The organism is Rhizobium leguminosarum (assembly GCF_019798305.1).
GTDB classification, from domain to species: domain Bacteria; phylum Pseudomonadota; class Alphaproteobacteria; order Rhizobiales; family Rhizobiaceae; genus Rhizobium; species Rhizobium leguminosarum_U.
Genome location: NZ_JAAXDD010000014.1, coordinates 132037 through 145874, shown reverse-complemented (window position 1 = coordinate 145874; position 13838 = coordinate 132037). Strand labels below are relative to the sequence as shown.

Below are 13838 nucleotides of genomic sequence, written 5' to 3'. Positions count from 1 at the left end.
ACGAAGATTGCTCAGTGTCCAGAGCGCGTGCGACAAACCACGATGATGGCGGCCCTCACCGTATGCTTACGTTTCAAGACCCCCTCTCCAGGGCACGGAATGTCACTAATATCAAATTGGTTCAATTGGGTAGCAGGTTGGGCGACGCTCTAAGCGACTAACCTTTCGGTCTAAGCGACCCTGTCCAAAATTGGTATCACAGGATCACTTGCATTCTAAGACAAACGAGCTTTAACTCTTGTCTCGGTTGCATACAAATTGCGTCTCCCGTCATCTGGTCGAACGTCCTCCGCAAGCGTTGCTTTTGCGGACCAACACGTCTGCGGCTTCTGACGCGATTTACGAGCAGGTTAAGTATTCTGGGTCAGTTGCGGGGGAGAGGACGCCATGGCGCCCAACGCAAGACGGTACTTGGCATTTCGACTCTTCGGCCGGTTTCAATGGCCGCCGACAAGCGGGAAATATGACTCGACAAATGACGAAGATGAAGATACGGCCCGAGAATTTGGCGTGGTCGATCTTTTCTACGAAGATAGCGACAGGAAAACGATGCCTCTGTCTGCCTATCTGCGCTGGACGCCAAGAAGCGAATTTGACGACAACGTTTCCTGGAAGCCCATCGATGCCGACCTGTCCAAGATCGACCGCATACAAACCCTGACCAAAGAAGTCCTCAAGAAGAGGTTCATCGATCCGAGCAAATCTGTTTTGTTGAGGCTCGACCCGCCACAGCATTCGGACGACTTGACCTGGGGTCGACGGCTTCTTTTCCGTGGCGGCTTGATCTTTGACCAGTTCAGGATCAACAGCAGGAACGACGCCACTGGTGATAAGTTGCCGGCCGTAGACCAGCGCCTCCTTTTGTCGCGCAAGTTCGCTAAAGGTGGCTCTCGTTATTACAGCGAGCTTATTATAGGCCAGCCCGACCCCGACGCAAACACGCATAGTTCGGCTTATCGCTTCAATCTTGCACTTCCGACGATCACGCCTCAATTCGGAACCGCGAACGCGCCTACCGATGCATTCCCGTTCGCGGCGACTTATGCCACCAAAATTGATAGACCCACTGATAGTCCGGTCACGATTGGCACCCTTCTGGTCGGCCGACCATCCACGCCCGTCGGAAGCGGATCATCCCTCGGCAGGTTTGGTTTCTCGAGGGGGCAAAGCAACGGCTGTATCGCTGTCCCCAATTCGCTGTGGCTGCGCGATGCCACGTTGATAGCACAAAGGGTCTTGCGTCCGCTCGGGTTTACGACAACGGGCAGCCTTACGGCGCCGACGACGTCAGGCGCCCACCGTTTCAGCATCCGGTTCGGCAAGAAGGATGCAGACAAAACGAAGATATTCTACCGCCTGAGTGTTGCGGCAAGCGGCAGCGAAAATTGGCAACAGGGCGATGTCGCAAAGATCTCAGGACGGCTCCATCTCGCGGTATCTGCGCTTTTGGACCAATGGCTTGACGTTGGCGATCGAGAGTTTCCGATCGAGATCGAGCACAGCTACTCGATTTCCGACGACGAGATCTGGTCGGTCGTAAAAGGCGGCATGCCCGCCCAACATGTCTTGACAGCACGACTTGGTCTGACGAGCAATTTCGCCTCTCCCTGGCATGAACCAGAACAGACCAGGAGGAGCGTCGCGGATCTCTTGCAGAACGCAATACGCGGCATGCGACTGGCAATTCTTGGCCTGGACAGCAACCAATCGGCTGCGCCCGATTCATCATTAGCCGACATGGACATCAATGCGCCGCAGACGGCAATGTTTTCACTGACGGCCGATTTCAACGTCAAGCGGAGCAAAAACGGGAACCTGGACTTTCTACTGCGGGACCCCGTACTCAAGCCGGCTTACCGGCTCACCATGTGGGACGGTGAACTTCAGGCTGATGGGGATGAACCCTACAAACTTTCCGCGGTCGCCTGGTTGCCGTTGCTTACGGGAAGACGCGGAGGCGTCGATCGGCCGGACCTCTATCTTACGATGTCGGCCGACATCAAGCACAGCGGCGACCGCAAATGCCAAGTACGCCTTCTTCCGCGGGCACCAAGTCCAAGTGAACGGCAACGCTACGGAGACCCGCGGCCGATCAGGGCCATTTTGGCGGGAATGGCCGTGCAGTCTGTCAGTGCAACGGTTTTCAAAGATGAAGAAGCATCCGACGACCAGAGCCATCTATGGTTTTCGGCGAGAACGCCGAGCCAAAGCAAGATCCCCGTCGGCACGAATTTCAACAGCTTTCAACTTCCAGACATGTATCTGCGTCTGCGGCTTCCCCTGTCGCGTGCGACACCGGTGGCCTTGTCAGTTCCTTGGGGTGACCGCACGAACCGGTCTCAACCATTGCTGATCACCTCGCCAAGGGTCGGCGACGATCATAGCCGATTTCTGCTCGATTGCCGGGAGACGATCAGCGACGACGACGACCGTTGGCTGCAGGCAGACCTGATTGATCAAACAGCGAACACAGTTGACGCCGACGAATATGTCGTGTTGTCGCAAGAGCCGTTCGGGCTTGTCAGGTTCCGTTCGCAAGCGCTGGAAGCCCGGGGCTCGCAGGACAACGCGATCGTCGCCTCCTATAACAGCGACACCCGACAATGGCAACTCAAGCGAACAGCGCCCACTTATCATTACGAGTTTCCGCCACAGTCAGCGGGGGAAACCATGGATAAGCCGAGACGCTTGGAGCTCTACGATCTCGACCCGCCAACGAAGGGTACGGAACGTCCTCCCGCCGAATGGCCTGTGGACAATGATCTGGCGGTAAATGACGTCCGTCGCCGGGCGGTCGAATTCCGCCTCACCCCGTCTGCCGAAATTTGGATCAGGCCGAGCGACGTCGAGCGCGGGTATATCCTGCCGGAATGGGAAACCCGGGAGTTATTTCACCAGCGTGGGGAACTCGGCGTCGGCGTTGGCCTGGAGGCGTTGCGCGCCGAATTTCTGTATGGTTTGAGTGTTAGCATCAACCCCGGCGATGAACTGGGACCCTCTCGTCGGGCACGAATCGCCGAAATTGAGGCCTTGGTTGGCCGGCTCCCGGTGCGGGACGCGACCGCACGCCTGGACAACGAGATATCGCAGCGCTGGTCAGCACTGCAACTTGCGCTGTCACGCAGACCGGAGAGGCTCGAAATCTGGTCATCCGATCCAGGTTCTGACGTGGCCTTCGCACCGGCATATTTTCAGAGAGGTGCAAGGTTCGCCCTGCGCTCAACGGCGCTGCATCGACCTCCCATCATTGACGGTGAGGTGACCAATGAGCCGGAGGCTGGCAAGCTTCGATTTGATAACAAGTACGGCTTGAGCGGTGGGGCTCTATGGCCGATCGAAGCCAAGAATTTTTTCAACGCGCTTGTTGCCGATCCGACGTCAACTCGTGGTTCGCTGGAGCGCGTCGCCCTTTCGCCCGTCGGCGGCGATGCCGACCAGAAGGCCGAGTTTCTGAATAATCGGCTGGCGATTATTTCGGAAACGCGAAACGGCTTTGTCCAACGTCACAAGGTCGAGATCATCGGGCGTGTCGCCATATTTTGGCATAGAGCAAAACACGTTGTCGTCTATGAAAGGACCGTCAATCCCACCGCGCAATTCACACCGAAGGGCGGACTTGGGAAGAGGACAAGACGACCCGTACTGCGCAAGGTCAGTGAATATATCGAGTTGCTTGAGCCCGTGCGCAACTATCCGGATTTTTCCGCAGAACTTGAGAGCAGCGGGTTTCTCAGGTCTGTTGGCTTCAACCAGAAAACGATCAATGTCGACAGCGAATGGTCGGAGGACACCGGCGATTTTGGCTGGAAGATCCCCCTCTGGAACAGACACAGCGCGGCCGAACGGCCGCAGGTCTACCCCCGGCCGGATATCGGTTTTGTAACCAATGCGGAAGGAGAAGGGGACGCGCCGACATCGACGCAAGAGTGCCTCGAGCCCGACAATCTCTATTTCTTCGCCGACGCCACACCGCAAGCCGGGGATAATACCGATGAGTGGATCCCAAGGGCCGGGATCGACTATTCAAGATTGCCTGTCCCAACCGACGAGCAGCAGCGGCAGAGCAATATAGAGCCTGAGGACGATGCGCGTGCGCCTAGTGCCCGTCGCATACCGCGCGGCCATCGCCGTTTCACCTGGCGACTTGCACCAGCATCCGCCCGGACGACGGTCAATGCAGGACGCAGCGCAAAGCCGCTCTACGCCGGGCTTCAGTCGATCACGTTTATGCGGCCGCGACCGCCGGAAGACACCAACGCGATTGCAGAGGCGTTGAAGCAGGCCAACCTCCTTCAACCGCCACACCCGTCTGCGCAACTCAAGCATTGGCGCAAAGCCGGCGAAGGGCCGGCGGAACTGAAGGGGTTGGACACGGCGCTTTTCGGCTTTTTGGATGCGGTTGCAAAGGATGGCGACATAAAGGGCTCGGCGCAGCTTCTGTGGCAGGGCCTTACCGATACGAAGCCACTGTTGCAGCAGGACCCAAAACTCAATGCATGTGTCGTTCAGCTGAAATCCTATTGGGATTCAGTCAAGTCACTGCAAGCGAGAGGGCGTAGTCACGTATCCCGCTGCGACAAACTCATTGACGATTTCGTCGGTTCCCTTCGTCGCAAGCAGCTTCTGATACTTGAAGAAATACGATCATGGGAGGCTTACGACGATACCGAGATCGTTGCTATCGGCAGCACAACGACGGTCGACCTGCTCGTCCAGAAGGTCACGACGCTCATTGGTAACGAGCTGAAACCGATCCTGACGGAAACGGTCAAAGACGTAACCAGCGCGGGCAGCAGTGTTGCTGCAGCACGTCAGATCGCCCGTGATCTTGAAAGTGAGATCACCGGCATCTTGCAACGCGCCGCGCGCGAGTTAAACGCGGTGCGCGCAAGCTATGACCAAAGCAAACCGTGGTCTTCTCAGCGGCTGTTGGAATTCCAGCAGAAAATCCGAAACGTCCAGCAAGGCATTGCCGGTGATCTCGAGGCAACTGTATTTGAGATCCAGCATCGACTTGCCGTGGAACTTGATCAAGTCGCCCAGCAGATCGCTTCAGACGCCGCATTCGCAGTCGCCGGAATAACGGAAGGCCAATCCTCGATCACAGCAACGCTGGGAGGCGTCGAGACTGCGGCAAAGGCCTACCTTCAGTCAATTAAGTATCAGATCCAAAAACTGAAAATCCACCAACTGGCTGAACAGGCTCAAGCAAAGCTCGACGATGCCATCGTTCAATTCGGTACCTACAAGGCCCTCTTTGATGGCATAAAAGCGCGCGTGACGCGCTTCAACCAGGCAGTCAGCACAATCGAAAGCCGCTGCGACGCCCTTGGGACGATTTTGGGGCAGGGGAACGCGGCACTGGAACAGGCGTTGAACGAAATTGTTCAACTCGGTACCGCTCTAGTCACGGACGCAGCCGCCGCATTGACCAGTTCCATTCATGAGCTCGATGGCATTGCGGATGCCGATCTGCAGGCTATTTGTCAGGAAATCAAGATCGCTTTGCAGGCGCCGTTCGAATTGCCGTCAAGCGTCGTGTCCTACGCCGAGGACGTTCGCCGCGTCGCGGATGGCTTGGTCGAGGCCACGCTGGCGCGGATGGATAAAGCGCTAAGCGACCTTCAGAACGACGTGAGTGGGATATTCGACGACATTGATCGCGCGGGAGCGTGGGTCGATGAAAAGCTCCAAGGGATCACTGCCGAGATAGGCGCCGACAAGGCCTTCGACCTGATTGTCACAAACATCGTTGAACCGGCGGCGAGATCCGCATTGAGTAACATCACCATACCGGACCCTGTGGATCTGGCATTCCAGACTGAGCTGCGGACGCGGTTAAGAAACCTCAGTGCCCTGATCGAAGATCACTTCAACGGGCTCTCCAACGATGCGATTGGAGGCATTGACGCGATAAAGGCGGCTTGCCGCGCGGTCGGCGGAGCGATCGAGACGGTGGAGCACCTTCTAGAGAATGCGGAAGATGCCGTCAAAAGCCAGATAGACGCACTGATTGGCAAGTTAGGCGTCGATCAGACCATCGACCAACTGAAAGATCTCGCCAGGACGATCGATATCGATGTGCGAAAAATTGGTAACGACCTTGCAGACTCATTGTCCGGCGCCAATGCTTATGTTGACCGGGTCAGTGAGGCAATCGGCGAATTCGACAACGGCGACATGGGGTCTGCGCCTAACAAGATCCTGCGCCTTTACGCGGCGGCAGCGTCGGCGCCTGCCATGCCGAACCTTGATTTCGCACGCGAGCGTCTCGCCTACTATTATAACGATGTCAACAAGATCATTGACACGACCAAGGCGGAAGCCTGGTTCGGCAAGCTTGGAGATGAACTAAAGGCGCTCGGCCTTAGCATACCATTCAAGCAGATAGGCGATGGGCTCGTCCCGTTTGACCTCACGAACTATGACATTGGTCGGATTTTCCGAAATTTCGGCGGCCTCAAGCTGGATATGCTCTTCAAGGGGTACCGCGTGCCCGATGGCGTCAAAGACGCTATCAAGATCACCCACGACTTCGACAAGAAGCTATTTCGCGCGTGGGTTCAGATCGATATCAACGCCCCGATGAAGGGTCGGAAATCGCTTTTCTCGATCGGTCCGTTCCAGCTTGATTTTGTCGATACCGACTTCATTGCCGAGGTAAGGCTTGACGCTTCCAAAGACACAGACAAGGTCGAACAGACCGGCAGCGCTGTGCTGGTCACAGACATCGAGGCCGTTGTCGGTGGACAGACGATGGTCACGATGCGCCGGGTCGCCATACACTATGACAAGGCTTCCGGTTTGAAGGTGGACTTCGATCCGAAGGGGATCAGATTGAACCCCGCCTTTCAGTTCATCCAGGACACACTGGGCAGCCTGTTTCCGAGCGAACTCGGGGGCATGAAAATCATCAAGCAGAATGGCGTTCCGGTCGGCGTAGAGCACGAATTTTCCATGCCGCCTGTCAGCCTGATGTACGCAACAAGCGGCGTCAGCAACATCTCCATTTCCAATAACTTCTCGCTGATCGCTTTTCCAGACTTTGTCATTTCGGACAGATTTTCGCTGAGCAAGCCGGAGATGCCGTTCTTGTTCTCGCTCTTCATTCTTGGCGGGACAGGCTATGTCAGCGTTGATACTGAATACCGGCCGTTCCGCGATGAACTGATGGTCGTTGTCGAGGCGGCAGCGGGCGGATCGGCCTCACTTGGATTCGCCTTTGGTCCCGTCAGCGGCCAAGTCTACATAACATTGAGTGTCGCGCTCGCCTATCGCAAACTGATCGGCACGTCGGGCGGCGGATTGACAGTTTCGCTTGTCCTGTTAGTCGCCGGCAACGTTAGCGTAGCCGGCATCGTAACTGTGTACATGGGCCTGCTCCTCAGGTTGTCCTACCGCGACACTGGTCAGATCGATGCGGCAGGAACGTTGACCGTGAGCATCCGCATCTCCCGTTTCTTCACTCTGTCCGCCCGTGCAAACGCCAAATACACGCTGCGCGGCGGTAAGGCGCAAACCGTCACGTCCGTTGACACAAACGCGACGATCGACGACCCGAAACTTGCCGCAGCAAAAACAAAGGCCGAGGAAATCATAGGGGCACGTCATGTATGATCGCGTCTATTGCACGGTAGCTTTCGAACCGAAAGCTACCTACGACCGCCCTGTTGTGCCACCGGACTCCTTGAGGGCGCTGATGGTGCATTTGAACTTCGATGTGCTCGAAGGTAACGCTCCAAGGCCGCGCTTCAGGTCATTCCTCAAGGCTCTCCCGACAGCGACGTTCAGCGTCTATCGTACTGATAGCAGCAGCGATCTAGCGCTGGTTGACGCAGCCGATCTGGTCCTTTCGCCGTTCGGGACGCCGTTGGCCGATCGCGTTGACGAAATTGTAGCCTGGATTGGCTTGCAGGTGGACGGCCCGGGCATCAATGGCGGCCGGTGGATCGGGACTGACCCGACCGTTGGAAGCGTTTATACCGCCGATCAACTGGATGCGTCCAACGTTCTCTCAAGCGCCGCCTTGTGGGTCGCTCCGCTCCCGCAGGATGCGGGCCTCGTCCGCTACGTGGAACTGAAAGCCGCGGCCGCGTTCGATTTTAGCGGTCTGGTTATCTTGCCCTTTTTTAACGGGATGAGCGCGCCGTCTACTATCCAAAAGGCGTCAGTGCAAAACCCCGAGGGCAGGGAGCTCGACATCACCTATGACGCGGGCCTTCCTGCTGGATCCTTGATCGTTTGCAGAACGTTGCCGACGGCCGAACCGAAGCTCGATCCAACAAGTCTTGTCGACGAGGAGGTTGGCTTTCTGCGCATCAACAAGGAAGCAGCGCTTCTGCACAGCACGTTCGAACAGGTGCGCAACAAGACGGGATCACTGTTTTGGCCATTTACGCCGCTGCAGGCTTTGGAATGGCGCTCGTTGAGCGACGGGCGGCTCCAAACGGGTCAGGTAAGGCGTCTTATCTGGCGGGCCATGAACGGACTAGCCACCTTGCTTGATCCGCTACTCGTCAGTCTCAAAATGCCGCCCGGAAGCCCAGAAGGGCCTTTCGTTTCCGCGTTGGTTGGCGAAATCCTAAAACGTGTTCCAGAAGCAGATCCGGTCGAAATAAAGAAGTTTGTCCGGGAACGCCTTGACGACCATCTCACGGCAACGCCAAAAGAAAACAGTGACGCGGAACGAAAAGAGATCGTTTCGCGCTTACGCAACGTTTTCAAAATCGCAGCAAACAACACACTCCTTTCCAAGCTCATGGACCAATACGTCACACCCGGTCCTGCCGGTGGAATAGAAGCGGATCTAGATCCTGTTCGCCGGCGTTTTGGCGAAAATAGCGATGACCCTGCCGCACTTGACCGACAACTGTGCTCCGAACTCGGAGATCTCGCGACGAAGATGCACTCGGAAGTGGGCATCGAACAGCTTCTTTCCACCCTTTTCGAGGTCGCGGGAATCAACGCGAGCAGTCTGTTCGCAAAATTCAGCGTCGGAACGGAGCCCGATTGGCATGCTGCCATGGAAGCATTTAACAGCTTTCTCGCAACATCGTTGAACGGTCTCGACGCCGCGCACCATGCCCAGGCAACAGTCTACGAGATGGCGTTGGTCCGCGAGGTCAAGCTGAAGGGGGAAACACTCGGCCTCCCATCCTCGCAATGGGGTCACGCTCTTCTTCTTGAGGCAATCAGGGAAGCAAATTGGTTCGCCCAACGTCTGACGAAAGATGGTGTTGGAGCATTTTCCGCCATCTCCTCTAGTTGCCCGGTCTATGCGACCAAGGCGTTGAATACCACAGACATCATTGTCGTCCAGAAGGAGATGAAGCGTCTCTATAACGACGTGCTCGCTTCGATGCTGCCGGCCAACCAACTCGCGCGCTTTATACCAGATCACGCCCCAAGGGCGTTGCCTATCCAGATCAGCGTTGATGCCGATACGACGGATCTGAATAACTTCGCGGAGCGCTTCAATGGCGTTTCAGTGTTGATCAAGCGTGAAGATCGGCCGTGGGCCTACGCCAATCTTGCCCATCTCGAGGTCGTTGGCAGCGCAATTGATGTGGACGAACCGACCATTCATCCGCTCCAGTTCGTGAATGCCGATGGGCAGCGACAACTGTTCCTGGAATTTAACGGGTCCCCATTCTCGTCCAATGTAATGTCTGAATTCTCAATGCCCCAGGAGGAGCCATCTACGGTTTCTTATCCGTTTTACACGGTCGACGCGCCGACCAAAGGCCAGCTCGGCACGATGGACGCATTGGCGCCGCTCGCTTACGGCATGGCGTATCGGGTCGCCGCACATGTGGTGACGAGCTCCGGCGCACTGCCCAAGACGTTGCAGAAGGATAAAGATTCCCGGTGGAAACCGGTTCACACGATCGATCCGCACTCAATCGGCGCTGAGTTCATCCAGGATCAGTCGTATCTGCGGACGACCTCCATCGGGCGCACGCTACTGAACGAGAAAACCGATGGGACCGCGCCACGAATTGGCGTTAATATCGACAGGGTATACCCATTGTTCGGGGACTTTCCGAAGGTCGGCCTTACAGGCGTTAACGGTACCCCCGCTTGTCTTGACGTTCTGAGAAACGCCGAGGGAACGGGTGCGTTTACCCTCCCCGCCGAGGGTGTAAGCGCTTCGGTCGAACTCACTAATCTCATGTGGTGGGGTGGAGCCGGGAAGCTGACTGTCGAACTATTCCTTCAGCCCAATCCAAAGCCAGGCGTTACTGCCGCCTCGATGTGGGTGTTCGACATCGGGGCCGCGTTCGAAGACGGGTCGCTGAGCATAAATTTTGTCGGCGAGAAGGAAGGATGGCAGGTTTCGGCAATGGGACCGGATGGAGCGATCGTCGTCGGAAATCCAAAATCAGTTGCGGCGCCCAAAGATGTGGATAATCCCTCGTGCTGGTTACGAATTGCCGTGAAAGGGAATGCCAACTCGACCGTTTCTCTTAGCATGCGTGATCAATCGGGTGGCTTCCGTTCGGCAAACTCTGCGGCTCGACCACCAACGGGCAATCTCGTTCTTGTCGCGCCGACGGGCAGCGAGTGGCTGCCTCAGTATGAAAAAGCTGTCAGGGCTGAGATCGTCTTTCCTAAAGTTACGTATGAGGATTTTGACCGCTGGTACAATAATCCTAGGTTCGCAACGACTCCCGACGCAGGGACGAAAGCGAAATTCGAAAACGCTCGAAAGGCTTTGCTGGCGGGTTCGCTGGCTCGCACGATCGATGATCGGTTGTCGAAATTAATAGATGCTCTCCCTGATCCTGCGATCGAAAAGGTTCTCGTTGAGTTGGTCCCACTGGATGGGCTAAGCAAAAAACCGCCGGACATGGTAGTTGGTTATCAGGGAACAGCACGTGTCATCGTTCTTGATGAAATCTACAAACGCCCGCTTCCCGACATCAATAACCTCAAGATGCTTGTCACGTCGCTTGCAAACCTTGCAAAACATCACTCTGCCGCGCTCACGATATCGTCGACCGGAACCACGTTAACGGTCTCGGACCCCGCGAGAACCCCGCAGACGGCGCCATACCCTAGAGTTGAGCCGGAATGGACACTCGAGGTCAACGTTCCGCGCGGCCTCGTTGCGCAGTTGAGTGTACGGCCACTTCTTTCGGTGGCAAACGCATTGATGTTTGACGAGCGTATCCAAGAGCTTGCAACCGAGAAGCGCATGATTGATGGTGTTGAGTATTTCGTCATGGATGGCGCACGATTGATCATTGAAAGCATGCTCGGCGTACTGGCGGCACCGGTCGCCAAAAATGACGCGCCTTGGCTATCAGTCTTCGCAGCTCCGAAGAACGAGTGGGCGGACCTCGTAGTCGCTGCTACGGAAGTTCTCGATGCGGGCAAAGAGCGCCGCTATGACCTTTCCGTCAGGCCAGAATACATATTGCAACATATCAACGGATGGCGATGGCGGCAGTTGGGAAGCATTGATATTCAAACCCAACGTTGGCGCCATACCGGTCGTCCAATCTATTCGTGGTTCGATCCGAAAGTCGGAAGGGCGGCACCTGTCACTACACCCGCCGTCGCGCTGGCAAATGATCTTTTGGGCCTCGGTCCCTTTGTCAACGAGGCGTTTTTCGATCGCGACGATGAAGATGCCGACGTTCAGACAAGCCGCTTGAACGCATTTCCGAAAGAAACGCGTTTACAGGCCTTTCCGTGGGAAAAGTCTTCGGCAACGCTTTTCAGACACAGGCTTATCGTGCGTTCGCGTTATGCTGGAGCCTTGCGGCTTGGAGAGACTTCTGAAGTGCCGGCGTGGGAAAAGGCGGAAGACGACAGGAAGTTTACGACCTGGACGCATGTTGCAATGCTTGCTGATCAAACGCGGCTGCAACTGACGCGATCGCGGCTTCGCGCGCTCATGCCGTTGACGCAGGACCCCGAAGGCAGCCCTTCATTGGGTGCAACGACCCCACCGATCATGGCTATGCTGGACGAGGCGCCCTTCTTCCACGGCGGGTTGGCTGACCGGATCGGGGCGGAGATCAAAACCGGGTTCGGATACGAGATGGCGAAGAAAAAAGTGGGTCTGAAAGACTCACGCAAGGAAATTGGGCCAGACCCGCGGCTAACCTATTTCCCTCTTGATCTAGAAGCAGCGCTTGCAATGTCGCTCGTCAACGAGGGTCCAATCGGTCTCACCTTCGACACGGTATCTGTGAGAGCACCGTCTTTTGCGAACACAGCGTTGGTACTTTCTCCCGTTTACCTTGGCAAAGGAGCCGCTCCGATAGACCTTGAGGAGCACTTCCTAAGCGTCGCCTTGCGCCGATATCTCGATCATCGGTGGGTTGTTGAACATGATGCGGTCCCAAACAAGCCGTCGTGCTCAGAACCGTGGTGGATAGAACTCGACGAGCCGCAGACGTTGACCTGCTCTCAAATCCCGGTGTGCGAAATCTCGATCGTGGACGACAGTTTCGCCGTGAACTTCAATCCGGAGCTCCTGTATAGCGGCGGCGAGAATGTCGGCCACCTCGTTCCAGTTTGCAAAGCATCCAGGAGCGCCGTCGGGGGGTTGGCACTGCAATACTTGCCGCTCGAGGCAGGCCGAGCCTCAATCTCAGTCTTCGGGCTGCCAACGCAAGATGGATATCTCGGAGGCAACAGTCCAATCATGCTTGCTACAGTTGAGTGGGCCCTTCCGGCGGATGCGAAGACACTGGAGTTCGATGGCAAGACGAAGGTCCATCGAACCTCCGCTAGTCCCACGACATCGATGAATTGGACAAGAACCGGCCGGAACTTCGAGCTGCTGAGTTCTTTTGATGAGGCCGATGATACAACGTTGTCGCGACATCCGGTCAGCGCCGTCACGATCAAGGAAATCAATGGCGCCTATCGTTTCGCAACAAAAAACGACGCAAAGGCGCTCGCGCTGGAGGCGTCTCTCAACACGGCTCCCAATCCGCTTTACGTTCATCGACATCTCGCAGTCGTCAAGTCATTGAACGTGCAGAGCGCGGGCAGATTGGTGGAGGTCTACGCAGGCGCTCAAAGGCTGTTAGGCGATAAAGTCCCTATCTCATCAGGAGACGGCTCAATTCGCGTCGTGGAGTTTGAAACTCCGGCTGTGCCAGTGTGCTGGAATCTCGCGAACGGAGTTACCGGGTTGGACCACTTCAAATCGGCCCACTTCGATCTCTTTTCATTGCTGGGGACGAAATTTACAAACAACTTGGCTCAAGCGCCGATCGGTTTGAGCCTGTTCTTGCGCCCGCTCGCAGGGACTGAAGGGAACAAGAGGATCACCTCGATCTCGTTTTCATTGGCTCCAAAACCCGTGAAATCGGGAGCCAGCGCACCCCCAGCCGGCCAATATTCCGTCGCACTTCCCACCGGCATGGCGACGCCCGTGCGCGGCATCGTCCTTGAGGTCATTGGAGGCGAACCTAACGTGGCGCGCAATGCAGCCGTCACAGCGACAGTGATTTACGGTGGTGGTGAGACACGCACAATTCGTGCCAATCCGATCACGGACGTTGCGTTCTCTGTATTCAATTGCGCTTCAATCGATGTGGTGATCGACAGCATTTCCGGCATCTCGGCAAACACAGAGTTTTGGGCAGATATGTCACTGCTGACCTTGCCGCGAGCAACATCTCCCGAGGGCACGTCGTTCACCTTTGATTGGTTTTTCACCGGCAGTGAAACAGAGGCGGCCGAAGCCATTTCCGTTCGAAGCCTCGGTGGGATGGTTGAAGCTCAAGCGCGCATTATCTCAGTATCGTCTCCGATCGTGGCCGAGGGTTGAGCCGCAGATTGCTGGAAGTTGGTCTGCCGGGAATTCTAGAGGG

General features: G+C 56.3%; 2 protein-coding genes. Both read left to right on the top strand.

What is annotated here, in order from left to right:
- Nucleotides 1–387: 387 nt before the first annotated feature.
- The gene (locus HFO99_RS24170; protein WP_222364037.1) at nucleotides 388–7617 is read left to right on the top strand and encodes a hypothetical protein; all 7230 of its coding nucleotides are present in this window, start codon (nucleotides 388–390) and stop codon (nucleotides 7615–7617) included.
- Entirely contained in the window at nucleotides 7610–13795 is a 6186-nt protein-coding gene (locus tag HFO99_RS24165; RefSeq protein ID WP_222364035.1) for a hypothetical protein, read from the top strand. The genes HFO99_RS24170 and HFO99_RS24165 overlap by 8 nt, the downstream gene beginning before the upstream one ends.
- The last annotated feature ends 43 nt before the right edge of the window (nucleotides 13796–13838 follow it).

Bases quoted from the DNA above. Each gene is read 5' to 3' on its own strand.
- HFO99_RS24170 (WP_222364037.1), top strand. From the start codon at position 388: ATGGCGCCCAACGCAAGACGGTACTTGGCATTTCGACTCTTCGGCCGG.
- HFO99_RS24165 (WP_222364035.1), top strand. From the start codon at position 7,610: ATGTATGATCGCGTCTATTGCACGGTAGCTTTCGAACCGAAAGCTACC.